This window comes from Kribbella sp. NBC_01505 (assembly GCF_045040285.1).
Taxonomy (GTDB): domain Bacteria; phylum Actinomycetota; class Actinomycetes; order Propionibacteriales; family Kribbellaceae; genus Kribbella.
In genome coordinates, this window is record NZ_CP109425.1 from 605,304 (window position 1) to 625,429 (window position 20,126).

The window sequence follows — 20,126 nt, forward strand, 5'->3', positions numbered from 1 at the left end:
CTCAGCTCCTGAAGTGGGCGTGGCCGGACTCGGCAGCGTACGGCGCTCCGTCGACGGTGACCGTGCCGGCCGGGCGCTCCTCATTGCCTTCGGCAACCGAGCCGATGACGGTCCATCCCTCCGGCACGTCGGCCGGCTCGAAGGTGCCGACCAGTGCGTGGTCATCGCCCCCGGTCAGCACGAACATCAGCGCATCCACCCCAGTAGCGGCGGCCACAGCCTGCAGCGGCTCCGGCACAGCCAGAGCCTTCGCACGCACGTCGATGATGACGTGACTCGCCACGGCGATGTGACCGAGGTCGGCGAGCAGTCCGTCGCTCACGTCACACATCGACGACGCACCAGCGCGTGCTGCCCGCGGACCTTCGGCGTACGGCGGTTGAGGGCGTCGGTGCGCATCGACAACAGTCCGCGGTGAGCGGAAGCCCCTGGTCAGCACAGTGACGCCGGCCTCGGCCCAGCCCAGCCGGCCCACGACAGCCACCTCATCACCTGGCCGGGCGCCGGAGCGCAGTACCGGCGGACGTCCGTCCAGTGAGCCAAAGGCTGTCACCGACACGACGATCTTGTCGGACTGCACGGTGTCGCCACCGACTATGGCCGCGGAAACGAGCTCACACTCGTCCACCAGTCCTTGGTAGAGCTCCTGGACCCAGGTGACCGGCAGGTCGGTCGGTCCACCGAATCCGATCACGAGTGACGTCGGCCGGGCCCCCATCGCCACGACGTCGGCCAGGTTCTGCGCGGCGGCCTTGCGGCCCACGTCGTACGCGGAAGACCAGTCCTGGCGGAAGTGCCGGCCTTCGACCAGCAGGTCGGTGGTGATCACCATCCGCCCGTCCGGCGCGGCGACTACCGCAGCGTCGTCCCCAGGACCGACCAAGACGTCCTCAGTGGTGGACAGCCCCTTGGTGAGGGCCTCGATGAGACCGAACTCACCCGTGCTCCCCAACGTCTCTGTCACGTCAGCAGACCTCCCATGTACCGGAACGGAGTCTAGGCGGTACCGTGACCGGGCAACGAAGAGTACGCCCGGCCCTGTTTCAGTACACAAGTGCAGTACCGTGGCCGGAGCCCAGCTGAGGACGACTGAGTGGAGAACGACGTGGTGGTCCAGGCCTACATCCTGATCCAGACCGAGGTCGGCAAGGCCGCCGACGTCGCAGCGCAGATCGCCGAGGTCCAGGGCGTCACCCTGGCCGAGGACGTCACCGGTCCGTACGACGTGATCGTCCGCGCGGAGGCCCGCAACGTCGACGAACTGGGCAAACTGGTGGTTGCCCGCGTTCAGAACGTGCCCGGGATCACCCGCACGCTGACCTGCCCCGTCGTTCACATCTGATCGGAAGCGTCTCCACGTCCTTCCGTCATGCCCAAGTTCCTGCTCGCTGCACTCGGCCTGCTCGTGCTCGCCGGGTGCAGCCCGGGCCCCACGCCGGTCCCCGTGCCGTCCCCGGCGCCGGAGGTCGCGGCGGCCTGTGACCCGCTGATCAAGGCCCTGCCGGCCAAGGTGCTCGACGGCGAGCGCCGCAAGGCCGAGCCGCCCAGCCCCCTCACCACCGCGTACGGCGATCCGCCGATCGAGGTCACGTGTGGGGTCGCACCGCCGGCCGGGATGGCCGAGGCGCAGTCGCAGTGTTTCGAGGTGAACGGCGTCGGCTGGTTCGCCAAAGAGGTCACCAACGGCTTCATCTTCACCACGATCGGCCGCGCGCTCTACCTGGAGATCGCCGTCCCGTCGAAGTACAGCCCCGAGGCGAACGCGCTCACCGACGTCTCCGACGCGGTCAAGCAGCACAACAAGCTCATCACCCCCTGCACCTGAAGGCAGCGGGAGCTCGTGCCTCAGCGCAACCCGGTCGGCCGGGTCATCGCGAGGGTGAGCAGCCGGTCGACCAGCGCCGGGTAGTCGAGCCCGGACGCGTTCCACAGCAGCGGGAACATGCTCTTGGGCGTGAACCCGGGCATCGTGTTGATCTCGTTGATCACGATCCGCCCGTCCGGCTCGAGGAAGAAGTCGACCCGGGCCAGCCCCTCCCCCTCGATCGCCTCGAACGCGGTCACCGACTGCGCGCGGATCCGCGCCGCGACCTCGTCCGGCAGGTTCGCCGGGATCGACAACGCGGCGAAGTCGTCACCCTCGGGCAGGTACTTCGTCTCGAAGTCGTAGAACTCGTGCCCACCACCGGAGACCGTGATCTCGCCGCAGACGCTCGCGTCCGGCCGGTCGCCGTTCAGGCCTTGCAGTACGGCGACCTCGATCTCGCGCGGGTCCGTCGCCGCGGCCTCGATCAGCACCTTCGGATCGTGCACCCGCGCCGCGGCGATCGCGTCGTCGAGGTCGTCAGGCCCGTCCACCCTGCTGATGCCGAGGCTCGAACCACCACGGGCAGGCTTCACGAACACCGGGTAGCCGAGCGCGTCCACCGCCGCCCGATCCACCTGGTCGCCGCGGACGACGACGTACGGGGTGATCTGCAGACCGGCGGCCTGCAGGACGATCTTCATGAAGTGCTTGTCCATGCCGACCGCGCTGGCCAGTACGCCGGAGCCGACGTACCGGATGTCGGTCATCTCGAGCAGTCCCTGGAGGGTGCCGTCCTCACCCCAGGGACCGTGCAGTAGCGGGAAGACCACGTCCACCTCGCCGAGCGTGGTCGGCACCGAGCCGGGGTCGTTGACGACGAGCTCGCGGTTCGACCCGAACAGCACCGGCAACGCGGTGACGTCGACCTCCGGCAGCTTGCCGTCGCTGATCGACAGGTGTTCGGTGTCGCCGCTCTCCAGCACCCAATGGCCACTGGTGCTGATGCCGATCGGGATCACTTCGTACTTGTCCCGGTCGATCGCCTGCAGGACGTTGGCGGCCGTCACGCACGAGATGGCATGCTCGCTCGAGCGGCCGCCGAAGACCACAGCGACCCGGATTTTGGGTTCTGAGCTCACCGGATCGACTCTAACGGTCCCTACCAGGTGACCGGCAACGCCTGTACGCCGTACACCAGGGTGTTGTTCTTGAACTGGATCTCCTCGAACGGGACAGCCAGCCGCAGGGTCGGGATCCGCGCGTAGAGGCGGGTGAAGACCTCCTGCAGCTCGACGCGCGCCAGTTGCTGACCGAGGCACTGGTGCGGGCCGAAGCCGAAGGCCACGTGCGCCGGACCGCTCCGGGTCACGTCCAGCTCGTCCGGGTTCTCGAAGACCGAGGCGTCCCGGTTGGCCGCCGACAGCGCCGCCACCAGGAAGTCGCCCGCCTCGATCGTGGCGGGATCAGCCGGGATGTCGTCGGTCACGTGCCGGAAGACGCCGAAGTGGACGACCGACAGGTAGCGGAGCAGCTCCTCGACCGCGGTGGCCGCGAGCTCCGGCTTCTCGCGCAGAGCCTCGAGCTGGCCGGGTTCGCGAAGCAGCGCGAGAGTGCTGAGCGCGATCATGTTCGCGGTCGTCTCGTGGCCGGCGATCAGCAACGTGAAGCCGATCGACACCAGCTCCTCGATGGTGAGGTCCTCGCCCAGCTCCTCGCCGCGGGTGATGACGCGCGACAGCAGGTCGTCGTCCCGCTTGACCTGCTTGGCCTGCACGAGCGCGACCATGAACCGCTGCAGACCCTCCATGGCCGTCATCGTTTCCTCGGGCTCGGCGTCGATCGCCACCAGCACCGAACTGCGGTGCTGGAACTCGGCCCGGTCCTCGTACGGCACCCCGAGCAGCTCGCAGATCACCAGGGACGGGATCGGCAGCGCGAACGCCTCGACCAGATCCAGCGGGCCGCCGGCGGCGAGCATCGCGTCGATGTGCTCGTCGATCAGCTTCGCGACCCGCGGCCGGTACGCCTCCATCCGCTTCACCGCGAACTCCGTCGCGAGCAACCGCCGCAGCCGCCGGTGCGCCTGGCCGTCGTTCTGCAGGATCGAGCCGGACTCGACCTCCCGCTCCAGGTCGGCGCCCACCATGACGTGCTCGGACGGCGCGTACCGCGAGCTGAGCCGGGGATCGCGCAGCACCGTGCGGACCTCGTCGTACCGGGTGAAGACCCAGGCGTCGACGCCCAGCGGTGTGGAGACCTTCGAGGGCGCCTCCCGCTCACGGAGCGCGGCGTACCCGCTGGCCGGATCGAACGGGCAGCCGGACGGCCGGTCGAGCGGAAAGGCCGGACGGGTGGAGTTCTCGGTCATGCGTGCCCTTTCGGTCGATTATGACAGTGACTACCATATGACTGTACTTGCCGTTCGGCAGCAGCTGCCGGTGAGTCGCCGACCCGGTACTCTGCCCGCGGAGGTTGAGATGGGACTGCGGGAACTCAAACGGGAACGAACTCGGCGGCTGATCGCCGACAAGGCCTTCGAGCTGTTCTCCGATCACGGCTTCGGCCGGACCACGGTCGAGCAGATCGCGGCCGCCGCCGAGGTCGGTCCGAGCACGCTCTACCGCTACTTCCCGACCAAGGAGACGCTCGTCCTCGAGTTCGTCGAGGACTGCCTGATGGACGCCGTCGCCTGGTTCCGCGAGCAACCCCCGGTGGATCTGCCGGACGGCCTGCAGGCGGTGATCGAGCGCGTGCTGGAGGAGCTCGAGCGCAACCCGGACCGGGTCCGCGCGGTCTTCGAGATGGCCGGCCAGACGCCCTCGGTGAGCGCCCACCTGCAGGAGCTGATCTGGCGCTTCCGCGAAGAACTGACCGAAGAGCTGGTACGCCGCCTGTCCGGCCCGGACCCGCAGTTGGTCGAGTTCACCGCGGCGCTTTCGGCAGGCAGTGCGATGAACATCATCGAGACCGTGGTCCGGATGTGGGTGGAGAACCCCGGCGGCATGGCGGTGAAGGAGCTGGCCCGGCGCGCGATGAGCCTGCTGCGCGGTGGCGGCATCCCCCTGCCCGCACCGCCCAGCGACAATGCTGTGCATGGCCCCTGATCTCGATCCGTCCACTGTCGTTGTCCACGCCGGTCGCCCGGAACGCGTGCCCAACGCACCGGTCGGCGATTCGCCGGTGTTCAGTTCCACGTACGTCGCGGGCGGCGACCGCGGGTACGGGCGGTTCGGGAACGATGCGTGGACGGCGTTCGAGGAGACGCTCGGCGCGCTCGAAGGTGGTCGCGGACTGACCTTCGCGTCCGGGATGGCCGCGGCTGCGGCCGTTTGCGATCTGGTCCCGGTCGGCGGGCGCGTGGTGGCGCCGATCCACGCGTACTCCGGCGTGCTCGCACTCCTCGACCAGCAGGCGGCAACTGGCCGGCTGCACGTCGACCGGGTCGATGTCGCGGACACCGAGGCGGTCTCGCGAGCCGTGGTCGGCGCGGACATGCTGTGGGTCGAGTCGCCGACCAACCCGGCGATGGAGGTCGCGGATCTACCCGCGATCTCGGCGGCCGGTCGTGCGGCCGGCGCGACCGTGGTGGTGGACAACACGTTCGCGACCCCGCTGCTGCAGCAGCCGCTGCGGATGGGCGCGGACATCGTCATGCACTCGGCGACCAAGTTCATCGCCGGCCACTCGGACGTCGTACTCGGCGCGGTCATCACTGCCGACGACGAGCTGTGGTCGGCCCTCGAACTCCGCCGCCGCAGCCTGGGCGCGATCCCGGGGCCGATGGAGACCTGGCTCGGGCTGCGCGGTCTCCGCACGCTTGCGCTGAGGCTGGAGCGATCCCAAGCCACCGCAGCCTTCTTGGCGCAACGACTGTTGGAGCATCCGCGCGTCAGCCGGGTGCGGTACCCCGGTCTGCCGGATGACGCCGGTCACGCCCGCGCGGCGGCGCAGATGTCCGGGTTCGGCGCGATCCTGTCGTTCGAGGTCGGCGGCGATGCTGAGTTCGCGCAGCGGATCTGTGAGAGCACCAAGCTGTGGCTGCACGCGACCAGCCTGGGCGGCGTCGAGTCGCTGCTGGAACGTCGCCGCCGCTGGGCGATCGAGGTGCCGACCATCCCCGACGACCTGATCAGGTTGTCGGTCGGGATCGAGCACCCCGATGACCTGTGGGCCGATCTGGAGCAGGCGTTCACTTCCGCTGTTTGAGCACCGGCCCGCTGAAGAACGTCAGCACGCACAGCACCAGCGGCAGGATGAACGCGAGATTCAGCGGCATGAAGTGCGCGAGTCCGCCGATCAACGCCGGGCCGGCGAGCAGGCCGACGTACCCGAGTCCGACCACACGTGCCATCAACGCACCGGCGGCGCGGGGGTCGAGGTTGCCGGCGGCGGTGAACAACTGCGGTACGCCGCCGGCCAGGCCGAGGCCGAACAGCGCCCACCCGACCAGGCCGAGCGCGACCCATGGGCTGATGATGACGATCGCCATCCCGACCGCCGCGAGGGCCGCGCCCCAGCGCACGATCGCGGCCGGGCCGACCTTGGCCGCGACTCGGTCGGTGAGGAAGCGGCCGACGGTCATCGCCACGGCGAACGCGCCGTACGCGTAGGCCGCCGTACTGACTGAAGTGCCGAGGACGTCGCGGAACTGCAGTGCCGCCCAGTCGTTGGCCACACCCTCGGCCAGCATCAGGCCGAAGGCCAGCGCGCCGAGCGCCCAGACCAGCTTGGCCGGCGGCTTGGCGCGGTCCTCGGCCTGCTCCTCCTCGGCCGATTCAGTTGCCTCCAGCAAGAATCGGCCGGCGCCGAGGGCGACGACGATGCAGACGACCCCAGCCACGCTCAGCGTGGTCTGAGTCGGTACGCCGGCGCGCAGCGTGGCCGCGCCGATCAGCGCGGCGATCGCACCGCCGATCGACCAGACGGCATGGAACGACGCCATGATCGGCCGCGGGTAACCGCGTTCGACCACCACGGCCTGCGCGTTCATCCCGACGTCGATCGAGCCGTTGCAGAAGCCGAGGACGACCAGGGCGATCCCGAGACTCCACCAGTTGGTCGCGAGCCCCGGACCGAACAGCGCGATCCCGAGCAGCACACCCGCGGCAGGGACGAGCTTGCGCTGGCCCAGGCGGTCGACAAGCGGACCGGCCAGCTGCATGCCCGCGAAGGCCGCGCCACCGAGCGCCAGCAGGAGCAGGCCGAGCGTGCTGTGGGTGATGCCGGTCGCGTGTTCGATGCTGGGGATGTGGACGACCCACATCCCGACGGCGAAGCCGTTCAGGCCGAAGTACAGCCAGGTGGCGACGCGAGCGGCTCGCGGCGGGGCGGTCGCGGAAATAGTCGCAGTCATACGGTGGCCTCCGGGTCCGCCACCTCGACGAGCGTGCCGCGCTGCGTGAGCAGGGTGCGCTGGTCCTCAGGGGCGGACGGGTCGGTGATGATCAGGTCAGGTCGTTCGGCCGGGCAGACATAGGCGAAGGCGGCGCGATCCCACTTGGCGCCGTCGGCGAGCACGATCGACCGCGCCGCGACGCTCAGCGCCGTCTGCTTCAGCTCGGCGTCACCGAGGTCGAACGCGGTCAGACCGGCCTCGAGGCTGTACGCACATGGGCTCAGTACGGCGGCATCGAACCGCAGCGCCCGCAGGGAGGCGACCGCGAGCGGGCCGATCAGGGACAGCTCCCCCTTGCGCACCTCGCCGCCGGGCATCAGCAACCGCACGCGCGGCGCATCGGCCAACTCCTGCGCGACATGCAGCGACAACGGCATCACCGTGACCGCGCGATGATGCAGCAACCGCGCCACCTCGAGCGCCGACGTACCGCTGTCCAGAACGATCGTCTCGCCATCGGCGATGTGCGCGACCGCGGCCCGCGCGATCGCCTGCTTGGCGGCGACCGCGGCCTGGGCGCGCAGCGAGTGCGGCGGCTCGACACCCGACGGCATCGCCGGTACGGCGCCGCCGTGGACCCGCTTGAGCACCCCCTGGGCGGCGAGGAAGTCGAGATCGCGGCGGATCGTCATCTCCGACGACGCCGTCGCCTCGACCAGGTCCTGGACGGAGACTCGGTTTCCGCCCTGCAGTCGATCTACGATCGTTTGATGCCGTTCTGCACTTCTCACGCGCAGAAATCTACCATCCATGTGATCGTTCGACCAGTTAGGGTGTTTGTTTGTGGCTGAGAACACTCAACTGATCAAGCGCTCGCGGTATGCGATCGCCGCCGTCTTCTGCGTCCACGGGTCGGTGACCGGCTCGTTCGCGACCCGGGTTCCGTGGATCCAGGACCACGCCGGCCTCTCCCCCGGACAGCTCGGCCTGGCGCTGGCGTTCCCGGCGATCGGGGCCGCGCTGATGATGCCGCTGGCCGCCCGCGTCAGCCACCGCTTCGGCACCCGGACCGCACTGCGCGGCCTGCTCGCGCTCTGGACGCTCGCGCTGATCCTGCCCTCGTTCGCGCCGGGCTTGCTGACGCTCTGCGCGGCCTTACTCGTGTACGGCGGTACGTCGGGGATGGCCGATGTCGCGATGAACGCGCTCGGGGTCGAGGTGGAGCATCGGCTGAAGAAGTCGATCATGTCCGGCCTGCACGGGATGTGGAGTCTGGGCGCTTTGATCGGATCGGCGGTCGGCACGGTCGCGGCCCATGCGAATCTGAGCGCGCAGGTTCACCACGTGATCGCGGCTCTGGTGCTGACGGTGCTCGGGCTGGTGGTCTGCCAGTTCGTGCTGAACATCCATCCCGAGGAGGACGACGAGCCGCCGGCGCGGTTCGCGCTGCCGCCACGGTCGGCGTTGCTGATCGGCGCGGTCGGATTCTGCGCGGTCTTCGCCGAGGGTGCGAGCCTGGACTGGTCGGCCGTGTACTTGCGCGACATCCTGGGCAGCTCGGCCGGAGTCGCCGCGGGTGCGACGACCGGGTTCGCGCTGACCATGGCCGTCGCCCGGTTGACCGGGGATGCGGTCGTGGACCGGTTCGGCGCCGTACGGACGGTTCGGTTGAGCGGCCTGATCGCGGTGATCGGCGGGGTCCTGGTGGTCCTCGCACCGAACGCGGTTGCCGCGATGATCGGCTTCGGACTGATCGGCATCGGCGTCGCGGTCGTCGTACCGCTGGCATTCGTGGCTGCGGCCCGGAGCGGCTCGAACGCATCCCAGGCCATCGCGGGCGTCGCCACCATCACCTACGCCTCCGGCCTGGTCGCACCGTCGATCATCGGCGGCATCGCCCAGGCCAGCAACCTGACCGTCTCGTTCATCGTCGTGACCGCCCTGACCGTCGCCCTCGCCCTCTTCGCCCCCGTCCTCCGAACCCGCCCGTCCACCCGAACGACCGCCTGAGCTACCTGCGGATGAGTCGCATTAGAGTGGGCGACATGGACTCCGACTGGGATCCGGCCTAGGCAGTGTCTGCTGCCCGCCGCGTCGCGCTGCTCACGGCGACCGTCTTCCTCGTAGCCCTCTGTCTGCGTCCGGCGCTGACCGCGGTCGGCCCGGTGCTGCCCCGGATCGGGGCTGACGAAGGGCTTGGCGAGGCGGCGCAGGGGTTGCTGGCCGCGTTGCCGCTGCTCGCGTTCGCGGGTGCATCGCCTTTGGTGCATCTGGCGTCCCGGCGGTTCGGGATGGAGCGCACGGTGCTGATCTCGCTGGTGGTGCTGGCGGTCAGCAGCGTGGCCCGGTCGTACACCGGCGCGGTCGGGCTGTGGATCGGTACGGTCGTCATCGGCGCATCGATTGCCGTGGGCAACGTTCTGGTCCCGGTCATCCTGAAACGGGACTACGCCGCGCACGTCTCCCGCGCGACCGGCGTGTACACGGCATTCATCACCGGTGGCGCCGCCCTGGCCTCGGTCGTCGCCGTACCGATCGCGGACGCCGCCGACTGGCGTCTGTCCCTCGCGGTCTGGGGAGGCCTGGCGATGCTGGTCGCGCTGATCTGGATCCCCCGGTCGATCGCCTCCGAACCACCCGCGCGGATCGTCGCGGACGCCGTACCGCTGGTCAGTGTCTGGCGGCAACCGACGGCCTGGCTGGTGACCGGGTTCATGGGCCTGCAGTCGACCAGCTTCTACCTACTCGTGAACTGGCTCCCCACCATCGAGATCTCCACCGGCATCTCGGAACGAACAGCCGGCGTCCACGTCTTCCTCTTCCAAGGCTTCGGCCTCATCGGCGGCCTCACCATCCCCCGCCTGATGAAGAACCCCGTCAGCCAACGAGCCGGCGCAATCACCGCCAGCGTCCCCATCCTGCTCGCCCTCCTAGGCCTACTCCTGGCACCCGGCCTGGCCGTCCTCTGGGCCATCATCGCCGGCCTAGGCCAAGGCGCCGCCCTGGTAGCCGCCCTCACCCTCATCAGCCTCCGCGGCCGCACCCACCACGAAACCGCCCAACTCTCCGGCATGGCCCAATCAGTCGGCTACCTCCTAGCCGCCACCGGCCCCGTCCTAGCCGGCACCCTCACCGAACACACCGGCACCTGGACCGCCGCCCTGATCGTCTTCGCGTGCCTGTCCGCCGTACAACTAGGCCTAGGCGCAGCCGCCGGCCGCCCCCGCCCCACCTGACAGCTTCCCCACGCCCACCGCCAGGCCGGAACCTGAACCAGCCAGATGGGTTCCCCCCACCAGCTTGTGGGTTCTGCACCCGCGAGAGTCCAGAACCCGCCACCTCATGGGTGAACCCACCAAATGGGGAACGGTCGGGCTGGCGAGGCCAGCCGACCGAAACGCACAGCGAGCAGAGCGCATGGCTGAGCCGGATGCCGAGCCCAGCGACCGCGAGCCCATCGCCTACGGCTGACGGGCTGAGGCGCGCGGGGTGGCGCTATCCGGTGGATCTTGGGTGCCCGGCGACGAAAATCCACCGGATAGCGCGCCGGGCGGGGCGTCGTACCGGCTTGGGGATCGTAATGACGACAGGAGGTGCGGCGGGCGGGCGGGCGCAGTGGACGTATATGTCCTGTAGTTGGGAGGTTCAGAGGAGGGTGTTGAGGACTTCGGTGGCTTCGTAGTAGCCGGCGTCGCTGATGCGCTGGAGTTCGCGGAGGTCCTTGGCGGCGGCGGCTCGACGGGTGAGGTGTTCGCCGGCTCGGTCGTTGCCCTCGTCGAGGAGGTCGTTGAGGGTCTGCAGGTCCGACTCGTCGTCGGCGAGGTCGGCGAGTTTGTCGGCTGCCTTCTCGTTGCCGTCGTCGGCCAGCGCCCGGAGAGTCTCGAAGTCCGTCATGGACCGAGTATGACCCTCCGGGCCTGCACCGAAACAGGCCGCAGCGACTACTTGTCGGTGGCGAAGGCGGCGTCGAAGGCGGCGGTGGGCTTGTCGAAGGCGAGGGCGCGGATGACGTTGACGGCCTCGGCCGCGCCGACCTTGCGCTCCATGCCGGCGTCTTCCCACTCGACCGAGATCGGGCCGGTGTAGCCGATCGAGTTCAGGACGCGGAAGCAGTCTTCCCACTGCACGTCACCGTGGCCGGTGGAGTAGAAGTCCCAGCCGCGGCGCGGGTCGCCCCAGGGCAGGTGGGAGCCGAGGCGGCCGTTGCGGCCGCCGCCGACGCGCATCCGGGTGTCCTTGCAGTCCACGTGGTAGATGCGGTCCTTGAAGTCCCACAGGAACGCGACCGGGTCGATGTCCTGCCACACCATGTGCGACGGGTCCCAGTTCAGACCGAAGGCCGGGCGGTGGTTGATCGCCTCGAGTGCCAGCGTCGTGGTCCAGTAGTCGTAGGCGATCTCCGACGGGTGCACCTCGTGCGCGAAGCGAACACCTTCGGTGTCGAACACGTCGAGGATCGGGTTCCACCGGTCGGCGAAGTCCTGGTACCCGGCGTCGATCGTCTCGGCCGGCACCGGCGGGAACATCGCGACGTACTGCCAGATCGAGGAGCCGGTGAAGCCGATCACCGTGTCGACGCCGAGCTTGGCCGCGGCCCGGGCGGTGTTCTTCAGGTCCTCGGCCGCGCGCTGCCGGACACCCTCGCCGTCACCGTCGCCCCAGATCCGCGACGGCACGATCGCCTGGTGCCGGAAGTCGATCGGGTTGTCGCAGACCGCCTGACCCACCAGGTGGTTGGAGATCGCGTAGACGCTCAGGTTGTACTTCGCCAGGATGTCCTTGCGGCCCTGCACGTACGAGTCGTCGTCAATAGCCTGCTGTACGTCGAAGTGGTCGCCGGAGCAGGCGATCTCCACCCCGTCGTACCCGGCCTCGGACGCGAACTGGCAGACCTCCTCGAAGGGCAGGTCGGCCCACTGACCGGTGAACAGCGTGATCGGGCGTGGCATTGTCAGGCTCCTTAGACGGTGATCCAGCTGCTGTCCGCAGCAGCTGAGCGCAGTACGGCGTCGATCAGCTGAGCGGACCGCGCACCGGCGGCGAAATCGGGCAGACCGTCCGGGCGATCACCCAGTACGGCGGCGTAGCTGTCCGCGACGAACGAGTCGAACGCGTCCTGGTAGCCCTGGGCGTGGCCGGCCGGCAGCCGGTTCACCCGGGCCGCACCGGGGCTCAGCGTCTCGGGGTCGCGGGTCAGGATCTGGGAGGCGGTCCGGCGGCCGGCCCACAGCCGGTCGGGGTCCTCCTGGTCGAAACCGAAGCTCCCCTCGGTCCCGGACACCTCCAGGTAGAGGCGGTTCTTGCGACCGGCCGCGACCTGGCTGACGACGATCGTGCCGACCACTCCGGCCTCAGTGCGGAACTGTGCGGTGGCCAGGTCCTCAGTGCGCACCTCCACACCACCACGCTGCGACCGGACCGTCCGCAGCTGTGCGCTGATGGCAGCAATCCGGTCGCCGGTCACGAACTCGGTCAGGTCACACCAGTGCGAGCCGATGTCAGCGAAGGTGCGCGACGGTCCGCCAGTGGAGTCGTCCACTCGCCAGTTCTGATCGTCCGCCCCTGCCAGCCAGTCCTGCAGGTACGAACCGTGCAGGCTGGTGATCTCACCGGCCTCCCCCGCCACCAGCCGGGCGCGCAGCTCGCGCACCATCGGGTGGTAGCGATAGACGAACGGTACGGCGCCAACCAGGCCGGCCTCGTGCGCTGCGGCCTCCAGCCCGGTCGCATCGGCCACAGACGTCGCCAGCGGCTTCTCACAGATCACGTGCTTGCCCGCGGCGATCGCCTGCAGGGTGACCTCGCGGTGCGTGTTGTTCGGCGTACAGACGTGGATCACGTCGACGTCGGCCGCGAGCAGGTCAGACAGCGTCTCGTACCCACGCTCGGCGCCGGACGCTTCAGCCGCTGCCTCAGCGCGTGCTGGGCTGGATCCGACCGCACCGACGACCTGTGCGCCGGAGACCAGCGCCGATCTACCGTGCACCCGGCCCATGAACCCGCCGCCGACGATTCCGACCCTGAGCTTCTTGGTGGACACGTAGATGGACGCTATGTGACACTTTTGAACCCTGTCAAGCAAAAGTCCAGCGCCCCGAGGTCAACTGCGTCGATTGGAGTGGCATGAGCGAGCCCGACGCGGTCCTGCGATTGCTGCTCGACGGCCGCGCACGGACCCGGGCCGAGCTGATCGACTCCAGCGGCCTGGCCCGCTCCACAGTGACCGGGCGGATCGAGACCCTGCTGGCCTCCGGCCTCGTCGTACCGTCCGGTGAGGCCGCCTCAACGGGTGGACGCCCACCAGCCCGCTTCCGGCTCAACCCAGCAGCTCGGCTGATCCTCGCGGCCGATGTCGGCGCCAGCCACTTGTCGGTCGCGCTGACCGACCTGACCGGCGAAATCCTCTCCCGCTCGACGGTTCCGCTGGACATCGCCGAAGGACCGGAAGTCGTGCTGGCCGAGGTCGTCCGTACCGGCCTGTCGCTGTTGAAGGCCGCGGGCCGATCGCGCCGAGACTTGGTCGGCACCGGAGTCGGCCTACCGGGTCCCGTCGAACACTCCACCGGCCGACCGAACCATCCGCCGATCATGCCCGGCTGGGACTCGTACGACGTCGCCGGCCGGCTGAGCCGTGAGCTCCCCGGACCCGTGCTGGTCGACAACGACGTGAACATCATGGCGCTCGGCGAACACGCGACCGAGTACGCCGACGTCGAGCACCTGCTGTTCGTGAAGGTCGCCACCGGCATCGGTGCGGGCGTGATCAGCGGCGGTCGCCTGCATCGCGGCGCGCAGGGCGCGGCCGGGGACATCGGCCATGTCCAGACACCAGGTCACACCGAGCTCTGCCGCTGCGGGAACACGGGCTGCCTGGAAGCGGTCGCTTCAGCTGCCGCCCTGGCCGAACGTCTCGGTGTCCGCGGCAGCCACGACATCGTCGAGCTCGTCCGCGCCGGCAACACCGCGGCCACCACCGCCGTCCGCCAGGCCGGCCGCGAGATCGGCACCGTCCTCGCCGCCGCGGTCAGCCTGCTGAACCCGTCCGTGATCGTGGTCGGCGGTTCCCTGTCCCAGGCCGGCGACCAGCTCCTGGCCGGCATCCGCGAAACGATCTACGCCCGGTCGTTGCCCTTGGCCACGACCGGCCTCCGCGTCACCACGACGAGATCCCCGTACGACGCCGCCCTCCGCGGCGCCGCGGTGCTCGTCCAGCAGCACGTCCTCGTCACACCCAGTTGATCGCCAGCTCGTCGATCATCTGCACGGCCGGATCACGCTCGATGTCTCCACGCCGGACCGCTCCAACGCCATACCGCCGCACCCAGTACGCCGTTCGCACCATCTCGAGCTGAATCCACCGGCGTACGTGCACCAGGTCGAGCTCCGCCGCTTCGCAGTAGGCCGCGAGCTCCCGTTCCATCCCCGCGAGCAGGTCGCCCTTCATCAAGACCAACGTCCGAGCCTTCAGGAACGTCACCGCGTCGTACGCCGGATCGCCGATCAGCCCCTTGGGATCGATCGCCAGCCAGGGTTCCCGGTCCGCGCTCAGGATGTTCCGATGATGCAGATCGCCATGGATCAGTACGTCGGGCTGCTTCCGCACCAGCTCGTCGATCACCCCGAACGCCCGAGCGACCACCGCATCAGGCAGCACACCCGGAAACTCAGCGACGTCCCTCTGCAGTTCCTCGGCCCACTCGTCAGCCCGATCCTGCAGGCGAGGAAGTCCATCCGGTGCAGGGATCGTGAGGAGGCGACTCATCTGCCCGCCGACCGCGGCCACGTCCGCGCCTGAATCGCGCAGCGTCGTGGGGTGGGCTCGTTCCAGCAGCATGGCGTAGTACTCGTCGGCGCGTTCGTGGAGGTGGACCGCACCGCGTCCCGCCCAGGCTGTGTACGCGTCTGGCTCATGAACATTGCCGGGATGCGTGAACGACACCTTCAGCATCAACGGTTCACCGGCGCGCTGGACCGGGACGATCACACCGACCTCGCCGTGCATCCAGTCGCCGTCCGGCTTACAGTCCCAGCGGTCAACCAGTTCGTCGACGATCCCGGGCAGGGTCGCGAGCCACGCCGTACCCTTCTCGCCCTCGCGGTTCGTAGTGGCGGCTGCGAACGCTTCGGGGATCACCAGCGCTCCGCCTTCGCCGAGCGGGAGACCAGACTGAACAGCATGTCCTTCGGAGTCATCTCTCCGGAAACAACTTTGGTCACTGCTTCAGCAATAGGCATCTCGACATCATGCCTGTGCGCAAGCTCAGTGATCGACGAGCAGGACTTCACGCCCTCGGCCACCTGCCGGGTCGCGCCGGCGATCTCGGCCACTGTCATCCCCTGCCCGAGCTTCTCGCCGAACGTCCGGTTCCGCGACAGCGGCGACGAACACGTAGCCACCAAGTCACCAAGCCCCGCCAGACCAGAGAACGTGTGCTCGTCAGCCCCCAACGCCGCACCCAACCGAGCCGTCTCCGCGAGACCACGCGTAATCACCGACGCCCGCGCGTTGTCCCCGAAGCCGAAACCGACGGCCATCCCAACCGCCAGTGCGATCACGTTCTTCGTCGCGCCACCAAGCTCACACCCGACAACATCCGTGTTCGTGTACGGCCGGAACGCTCCCGAGTGACACAGCTTCTGCAGCCGGTTCGCCGTACCCTCGTCCGCACACGCAACCACTGCGGCGGCAGGCTGCCCCTCGGCGATCTCGCGCGCCAGGTTCGGCCCCGACACGACCGCGATCCGCTCCGGCCCGGCGCCGGTCAGCTCCGCGATCACCTCGGACATGCGCAACGTCGTACCGACCTCGACGCCCTTCATCAAACTCACCAACGGTACGGCGTCCGGCAGCACCCCGGCCCAGTCCCGCAGATTCTCCCGCAGTGACTGACTGGGCACCGACAGTACGACGGCCTCCGCGCCCTCGGCGGCCTCCGCCGGATCGTGAGTCGCAGTGATCGCTTCGGACAACCGGATCCCCGGCAGGTAGTCCGGGTTCTCGTGCTGGGTGTTGATCACGTCGCACACCGACTGCCGCCGGGCCCACAACGAGACCTGGTTCCCCGCCCCCGCCAGCACCGTGGCGAACGCGGTACCCCACGAGCCAGCACCGAACACTGCAACCTTGGTCATTCCTTCTCCTCACGCTCCGCGGCACGGGACTTGCGCAGATCGAACAACTCCTTGGGCGGGGTCTCACCGCGCAGCTCGCCCAGCGTCTCCGCGAGGGCGGTCATGATCACCTCGGTTGCCTCGTGCAACAGCTGGTTGGTGATCGGCTTGCCCTGGAACGCGCTCAGGTCGACCGGCTTCCCCGCCCGCGCCATCACGGTCTTCCGCGGCAGCAACCGGATCCGGATGCGCCCGGTATAGGACTGCAGAATCTCCTGCGCACCCCAGTTCGCGATCGGAATCACCGGGGCGCCGGTCATCAACGCAATGCGCGCCGCGCCGGTCTTACCGGTCATCGGCCACAACTCCGGATCGCGGGTGATGGTGCCTTCGGGATAAACACCGACACACTCACCGCGTTCGACCGCTGCCACCGCGTCGCGGAACGCATCCGCGGCCTGGGTGGAATCCCGGTGCACGGGAATCTGCCCGGCACTGGTGATGATCCGGCCGAGGATCGGCAGTTTGAACAACGACGCCTTCCCGAGCAGCCGCGGGATCCGTCGGCATTCCCAGATGAAGAAGCCGAGCACCAACGGGTCGAAATGCGAGATGTGATTCGGGACGAACACCACACCACCGTGCCGGGGCATGTTCTCGCGGCCGCTGAACACCGGCTTGGTCCAGGTCAGCATGAACGGCTTGACGAGCACGACGATCACGCCGAACCAAAAGCCCCGGCGTGGCCTGGGGTCGCGCTGCCGGCCGTCCACTACTGCCTCCTGGTGCTGGTCACTGCTCTCCGCCATGGGAGAATCCTGCCTGATGGCAGACCTACAGGTCGTTCCCTGGATCCTGGCGATCCCGGTGAAGCGTACGGCGATCGCGAAGAGCCGGCTGGCTGCGGCCTACCCGCAGCACCGTCCGGAGCTCGCGCGCGCCTTCGCTGTCGACACTACTGCGGCAGCGCTGGCTTCGGGCCTGGTGCGGGCGGTTCTGGTGGTCACCGACGACCCGGTGGTGGCCGCGGACATGACCGCGCTCGGCGCCCACGTCGTACCGGATCTCGCCGGCGATGGCCTCAACGGCGCGCTCCGGCACGGCGCCTCGGTCGCAGCGGCGGAGTTCCCAGGACATGGTGTGGCCGCGTTGTCGGCCGACCTGCCCGCGCTGCGTCCGGCCGAGCTGACCGCCGTCCTCGCGGCCTGTGTGGCGGCAAGATCGTTCGTCATCGACGAGCCCGGCACCGGTACGACGATGCTCGCGGCCGCGCCTGGTATCGAGCTGGATCCGCGCTTCGGTGTCGGCTCCGCCCTGGCCCATCAGGCGTCCGGGGCAGTTCCGATCGAGCTGTCCGGCATCGACTCGGTACGGCGTGACGTGGACACCGCGGCCGACCTGGCGCACGCCGTACAGCTCGGTGTCGGTCCGGCAACCGCCGACGTGATGTCGCTCGTCCTAGGTGCCGCAACAGGATCCGAAGGCATCGCCTGCTAGCCATATTCCTTCCCCACCCCACCGCCCCGGTCGGAGTACGGTGAGCCTATGCAAGCCACCGTGAGCCGCTATGACGGCGAGAACTTCTCCGGAACGGTTCTGACCGACACCGGGATCGAGCTCCCCTTCACCGTGCATGCGATCGCGAACACTCCGGTCCGGCTGCTGCGCATCGGCCAACGTGTGCGGATCGAGACCACCGGCTCCGGTGCGAGCCTCGCGATCACCAAGGTGGACTTCGCGACCGTTCTCTGAAAGGTTGCTGTAGACAAGCGAAGGCCGGTCGCTCCTGGAGGGAGTGACCGGCCTTCAGCCGTACCGCTACTTACTTGTTCAGCGTGCTGCGCGCTTGGCCGGAGCCTTCTTCGCGGCGACCTTCTTGGCGGGGGCCTTCTTGGCCGGCGCCTTCTTCGCTACTGCCTTGACCGGAGCGGCCTTCTTCGCCGGCGCCTTCTTGGCGGCGGCCTTGACCGGAGCGGCCTTCTTGGCGGCAGCCTTGACCGGAGCAGCCTTCTTGGCAACGGCCTTGGCCGGGGCCTTCTTGGCTACGGTCTTGGTCGCGGCGGCCTTGGCCGGCGCGGCCTTCTTGGCCGGAGCGGCCGCCTTGGTGGCGGTCGCGGTGGCCTTCGGGGCGACGAGCTTCGGCAGCTTCTTCGCACCGGAGACAACGGCCTTGAGCTCCGCACCCGCGCGGAACTTCGGCACTACGGTCTTCTTCGCCTTCAGGACCTGGTTCGTCCGCGGGTTGCGGACCAGGCGGGCCGGACGATCGATGGCTTCGAAGGCACCGAAACCGGTGATGGCGACCTTGCCACCCTTTTTGGTCAGCTCGCGCTGGATGGTGTCGATGATCGACTCCAGTGCGTGCTGAGCCTGGCGGCGGTTTCCGTCGAAGTGCACTGCGAGCGCTTCGACCAACTGGCTCTTGTTCACTGTCTTCCCTCCGTGAACTAGGTGTCGAGCACAGCGCTCGATCTCACAGGAACGTTATGGACTGAACAGGCCATTGCCAAACACCAACGCGGCAATTCGGCTTGTTTTTAGGCGATTCTTGGCCCAAACAGCCCCGATCGGGTGTTCCTGTGAGGTTTTGGCGGGTTTTCGGCCGCCGTCAGAGCCAACCGCGACGCTTGAAGATCCGGTGCAGACCGACACACACCAAGGCCATCAGACCGATCGCGAACGGGTATCCGAGCTGCCAGTGCAGCTCCGGCATGTTGTCGAAGTTCATCCCGTAGACCGTGCCGATCAAGGTCGGCGCGAACAGGATCGCGGCCCATGCGGAGATCCGCTTCACCTCTTCGTTCTGCTCGCTGCTGGCGATGGTGAGACTCTTCATCTCCTCGTTCTGCTGCTGGGCCACCAGCGTCGCGTTCACCGTCAGGATGTCGCGCAGCAGTTCGCGGAATCCGTCCACCTTCTCGACCACCTCGGTGACGTGGTCGGCGACATCGCGCAGATAACGCTGCAGTTCCTCGTCGACGCCGTACTTGTCGAAGCCGCCGCGCAACGCCTCGAGGATGCCGGCCAGCGGCCGGGTCGCGCGCTGGAACTCGATCACCTCACGGGACAACTCGTAGATGCGCCGCGACACCTTCGGGTCACCGCGGAACACCTCGGTCTCGATCTCGTCGATGTCGTTCTCGAGACCGGCCACCACCGGTGCGTAGCCGTCGACGACCTTGTCGAGGATCGCGTAGAGAACGGCCTCGGTGCCGAGGTTGAGCAGATCGGGATCGTGCTCGACCCGGCGCCGCACCGCAGCCAGGTTGGGCGCTTCGGCATGCCGGACCGTCACCACGAAGTCCGGGCCCACGAACACGTGCACCTCGCCGAACTCGACCTCCTCGGTCGCGTCCCGGTACCGCGCGGCCTTCAGGACGACGAACAACGTGTCGCCGTACCGCTCGAGCTTCGGCCGCTGGTGGGCCTGGATGGCGTCCTCGACGGCCAGCTCGTGCAGGTCGAACTCCTGGGCCAGCGAGTTGAGCTCGCGCTGGTCCGGGCGGTACAGGCCGATCCAGGCCAGGCCCCGCGGCGCCTTGTGCAGCACGCGATAGGTCTCGGCCAGGGATTCGGGCGAGGCGATCCGGCGGCCGTCGCAGTAGATCGCGCTGTCGACGACACTGTGGCCCTTGGGCAACGACTTCTCGCGCGGCTTCTCGACGACCGGCTCGATCACGGGAGCGGGTGCGGCGTGCTTACGCGCGGTGCCACGCAGTGACGGCGTACGGCCGAAGCGGCGAAAAGTGCGCAGGCGAAGGTCGGACATGAGTCCTCCAGGTGCGGTGGTACGGGTGAGAGACGGCACACGTCTGCCCGACCGCACTGCAGAGGAGAGAGAAAGTCAGCCCTACAAGGATCGAGCGAGACCCA

Annotated in this window: 22 protein-coding genes; 9 read left to right on the plus strand and 13 right to left on the minus strand. The window is 68.6% G+C overall.

Annotated features, from left to right (window positions below):
* Position 1 precedes the first annotated feature (1 nt).
* Positions 2-964: a thiamine-phosphate kinase gene (locus tag OG474_RS02615; protein WP_405060547.1), complete on the minus strand. Its 963-nt coding sequence runs from the start codon at positions 962-964 to the stop codon at positions 2-4.
* A 144-nt stretch (positions 965-1,108) separates the two neighbouring features.
* Between OG474_RS02615 and OG474_RS02620 the strand changes: the two genes are divergently transcribed.
* Together OG474_RS02620 and OG474_RS02625 are read left to right on the plus strand one after the other, a co-directional pair.
* The gene (locus tag OG474_RS02620; protein WP_041290445.1) at positions 1,109-1,342 is read left to right on the plus strand and encodes an Lrp/AsnC family transcriptional regulator; all 234 of its coding nucleotides are present in this window, start codon (positions 1,109-1,111) and stop codon (positions 1,340-1,342) included.
* 27 nt (positions 1,343-1,369) lie between these two features.
* Positions 1,370-1,825, plus strand: coding sequence for a DUF3515 domain-containing protein (locus tag OG474_RS02625; protein ID WP_405060548.1), 456 nt, complete (start codon positions 1,370-1,372; stop codon positions 1,823-1,825).
* Positions 1,826-1,845: 20 nt separating this feature from the next.
* Here OG474_RS02625 and OG474_RS02630 read toward each other — a convergent pair whose 3' ends face one another.
* Together OG474_RS02630 and OG474_RS02635 are read right to left on the minus strand one after the other, a co-directional pair.
* Positions 1,846-2,946 carry a D-alanine--D-alanine ligase family protein gene (locus OG474_RS02630; RefSeq protein ID WP_405060549.1) on the minus strand — a complete coding sequence of 367 codons (1,101 nt, stop codon included), beginning with the start codon at positions 2,944-2,946 and terminating at the stop codon, positions 1,846-1,848.
* 20 nt (positions 2,947-2,966) lie between these two features.
* Positions 2,967-4,175 (minus strand): cytochrome P450, encoded by a 1,209-nt coding sequence (locus OG474_RS02635; protein ID WP_405060550.1) that lies wholly within the window; start codon positions 4,173-4,175, stop codon positions 2,967-2,969.
* Between the two features lie 109 nt (positions 4,176-4,284).
* On the opposite strand from OG474_RS02635, the gene OG474_RS02640 reads away from it, so the two are divergent.
* Both OG474_RS02640 and OG474_RS02645 read left to right on the plus strand, forming a co-directional pair.
* Positions 4,285-4,911, plus strand: coding sequence for a TetR/AcrR family transcriptional regulator (locus OG474_RS02640; protein ID WP_405060551.1), 627 nt, complete (start codon positions 4,285-4,287; stop codon positions 4,909-4,911).
* A complete protein-coding gene (locus OG474_RS02645) occupies positions 4,901-6,013 on the plus strand; it encodes a trans-sulfuration enzyme family protein (protein WP_405060552.1) in 1,113 nt (370 codons plus the stop codon). Before OG474_RS02640 ends, OG474_RS02645 begins: the two co-directional genes overlap by 11 nt.
* On the opposite strand, the gene OG474_RS02650 is transcribed toward OG474_RS02645, so the two are convergent.
* Both OG474_RS02650 and OG474_RS02655 read right to left on the minus strand, forming a co-directional pair.
* The gene (locus tag OG474_RS02650; protein ID WP_405060553.1) at positions 5,997-7,160 is read right to left on the minus strand and encodes an MFS transporter; all 1,164 of its coding nucleotides are present in this window, start codon (positions 7,158-7,160) and stop codon (positions 5,997-5,999) included. The two genes, OG474_RS02645 and OG474_RS02650, sit on opposite strands and share 17 nt — an antisense overlap.
* A complete protein-coding gene (locus tag OG474_RS02655; RefSeq protein WP_405060554.1) occupies positions 7,157-7,933 on the minus strand; it encodes a DeoR/GlpR family DNA-binding transcription regulator in 777 nt (258 codons plus the stop codon). The genes OG474_RS02650 and OG474_RS02655 overlap by 4 nt, the downstream gene beginning before the upstream one ends.
* Before the next feature lie 52 nt (positions 7,934-7,985).
* Between OG474_RS02655 and OG474_RS02660 the strand changes: the two genes are divergently transcribed.
* Entirely contained in the window at positions 7,986-9,152 is a 1,167-nt protein-coding gene (locus OG474_RS02660) for an MFS transporter (protein WP_405060555.1), read from the plus strand.
* Between the two features lie 65 nt (positions 9,153-9,217).
* Positions 9,218-10,378 carry an MFS transporter gene (locus OG474_RS02665; protein ID WP_405060556.1) on the plus strand — a complete coding sequence of 387 codons (1,161 nt, stop codon included), beginning with the start codon at positions 9,218-9,220 and terminating at the stop codon, positions 10,376-10,378.
* Positions 10,379-10,787: 409 nt separating this feature from the next.
* Here the strand turns inward: OG474_RS02665 and OG474_RS02670 are convergent, their stop codons facing one another.
* The 3 genes from OG474_RS02670 to OG474_RS02680 are packed head-to-tail and all read right to left on the minus strand — an operon-like array spanning position 10,788 to position 13,182.
* Positions 10,788-11,036, minus strand: coding sequence for a hypothetical protein (locus OG474_RS02670; protein WP_405060557.1), 249 nt, complete (start codon positions 11,034-11,036; stop codon positions 10,788-10,790).
* A 47-nt stretch (positions 11,037-11,083) separates the two neighbouring features.
* The gene (locus OG474_RS02675) at positions 11,084-12,091 is read right to left on the minus strand and encodes a sugar phosphate isomerase/epimerase family protein (RefSeq protein WP_405060558.1); all 1,008 of its coding nucleotides are present in this window, start codon (positions 12,089-12,091) and stop codon (positions 11,084-11,086) included.
* Positions 12,092-12,102: 11 nt separating this feature from the next.
* Positions 12,103-13,182 (minus strand): Gfo/Idh/MocA family protein, encoded by a 1,080-nt coding sequence (locus tag OG474_RS02680; RefSeq protein ID WP_405060559.1) that lies wholly within the window; start codon positions 13,180-13,182, stop codon positions 12,103-12,105.
* Between the two features lie 83 nt (positions 13,183-13,265).
* Between OG474_RS02680 and OG474_RS02685 the strand changes: the two genes are divergently transcribed.
* Positions 13,266-14,381 (plus strand): ROK family protein, encoded by a 1,116-nt coding sequence (locus OG474_RS02685; protein ID WP_405060560.1) that lies wholly within the window; start codon positions 13,266-13,268, stop codon positions 14,379-14,381.
* On the opposite strand, the gene OG474_RS02690 is transcribed toward OG474_RS02685, so the two are convergent.
* The 3 genes from OG474_RS02690 to OG474_RS02700 are packed head-to-tail and all read right to left on the minus strand — an operon-like array spanning position 14,368 to position 17,062.
* Positions 14,368-15,276, minus strand: coding sequence for an aminoglycoside phosphotransferase family protein (locus OG474_RS02690; protein WP_405060561.1), 909 nt, complete (start codon positions 15,274-15,276; stop codon positions 14,368-14,370). The two genes, OG474_RS02685 and OG474_RS02690, sit on opposite strands and share 14 nt — an antisense overlap.
* Positions 15,273-16,274, minus strand: a complete 1,002-nt coding sequence (locus tag OG474_RS02695) for an NAD(P)H-dependent glycerol-3-phosphate dehydrogenase (protein ID WP_405060562.1) — start codon at positions 16,272-16,274, stop codon at positions 15,273-15,275. The genes OG474_RS02690 and OG474_RS02695 overlap by 4 nt, the downstream gene beginning before the upstream one ends.
* Positions 16,271-17,062, minus strand: coding sequence for a lysophospholipid acyltransferase family protein (locus OG474_RS02700; RefSeq protein WP_405060563.1), 792 nt, complete (start codon positions 17,060-17,062; stop codon positions 16,271-16,273). Before OG474_RS02700 ends, OG474_RS02695 begins: the two co-directional genes overlap by 4 nt.
* 16 nt (positions 17,063-17,078) lie before the next feature.
* Here OG474_RS02700 and cofC point away from each other — a divergent pair, with 16 nt between their 5' ends.
* Positions 17,079-17,750, plus strand: coding sequence for a 2-phospho-L-lactate guanylyltransferase (gene cofC, locus OG474_RS02705; protein WP_405060564.1), 672 nt, complete (start codon positions 17,079-17,081; stop codon positions 17,748-17,750).
* 48 nt (positions 17,751-17,798) lie between these two features.
* Positions 17,799-18,005: a hypothetical protein gene (locus OG474_RS02710; protein WP_405060565.1), complete on the plus strand. Its 207-nt coding sequence runs from the start codon at positions 17,799-17,801 to the stop codon at positions 18,003-18,005.
* A gap of 78 nt (positions 18,006-18,083) precedes the next feature.
* Here the strand turns inward: OG474_RS02710 and OG474_RS02715 are convergent, their stop codons facing one another.
* Both OG474_RS02715 and corA read right to left on the minus strand, forming a co-directional pair.
* Positions 18,084-18,683 (minus strand): HU family DNA-binding protein, encoded by a 600-nt coding sequence (locus tag OG474_RS02715; RefSeq protein WP_391546527.1) that lies wholly within the window; start codon positions 18,681-18,683, stop codon positions 18,084-18,086.
* A 178-nt stretch (positions 18,684-18,861) separates the two neighbouring features.
* The gene (gene corA / locus OG474_RS02720; RefSeq protein WP_405060566.1) at positions 18,862-20,022 is read right to left on the minus strand and encodes a magnesium/cobalt transporter CorA; all 1,161 of its coding nucleotides are present in this window, start codon (positions 20,020-20,022) and stop codon (positions 18,862-18,864) included.
* Between the last annotated feature and the right edge of the window lie 104 nt (positions 20,023-20,126).

What these genes read in the sequence shown, in the direction of transcription:
- OG474_RS02625 (WP_405060548.1), top strand. Translation starts at nt 1,370, where the DNA reads ATGCCCAAGTTCCTGCTCGCTGCACTCGGCCTGCTCGTGCTCGCCGGG.
- OG474_RS02635 (WP_405060550.1), bottom strand. Translation starts at nt 4,175, where the DNA reads ATGACCGAGAACTCCACCCGTCCGGCCTTTCCGCTCGACCGGCCGTCC.
- OG474_RS02640 (WP_405060551.1), top strand. Translation starts at nt 4,285, where the DNA reads ATGGGACTGCGGGAACTCAAACGGGAACGAACTCGGCGGCTGATCGCC.
- OG474_RS02645 (WP_405060552.1), top strand. Translation starts at nt 4,901, where the DNA reads ATGGCCCCTGATCTCGATCCGTCCACTGTCGTTGTCCACGCCGGTCGC.
- OG474_RS02650 (WP_405060553.1), bottom strand. Translation starts at nt 7,160, where the DNA reads ATGACTGCGACTATTTCCGCGACCGCCCCGCCGCGAGCCGCTCGCGTC.
- OG474_RS02670 (WP_405060557.1), bottom strand. Translation starts at nt 11,036, where the DNA reads ATGACGGACTTCGAGACTCTCCGGGCGCTGGCCGACGACGGCAACGAG.
- OG474_RS02675 (WP_405060558.1), bottom strand. Translation starts at nt 12,091, where the DNA reads ATGCCACGCCCGATCACGCTGTTCACCGGTCAGTGGGCCGACCTGCCC.
- OG474_RS02685 (WP_405060560.1), top strand. Translation starts at nt 13,266, where the DNA reads ATGAGCGAGCCCGACGCGGTCCTGCGATTGCTGCTCGACGGCCGCGCA.
- OG474_RS02695 (WP_405060562.1), bottom strand. Translation starts at nt 16,274, where the DNA reads ATGACCAAGGTTGCAGTGTTCGGTGCTGGCTCGTGGGGTACCGCGTTC.
- OG474_RS02700 (WP_405060563.1), bottom strand. Translation starts at nt 17,062, where the DNA reads ATGGCGGAGAGCAGTGACCAGCACCAGGAGGCAGTAGTGGACGGCCGG.
- cofC (WP_405060564.1), top strand. Translation starts at nt 17,079, where the DNA reads ATGGCAGACCTACAGGTCGTTCCCTGGATCCTGGCGATCCCGGTGAAG.
- OG474_RS02710 (WP_405060565.1), top strand. Translation starts at nt 17,799, where the DNA reads ATGCAAGCCACCGTGAGCCGCTATGACGGCGAGAACTTCTCCGGAACG.
- corA (WP_405060566.1), bottom strand. Translation starts at nt 20,022, where the DNA reads ATGTCCGACCTTCGCCTGCGCACTTTTCGCCGCTTCGGCCGTACGCCG.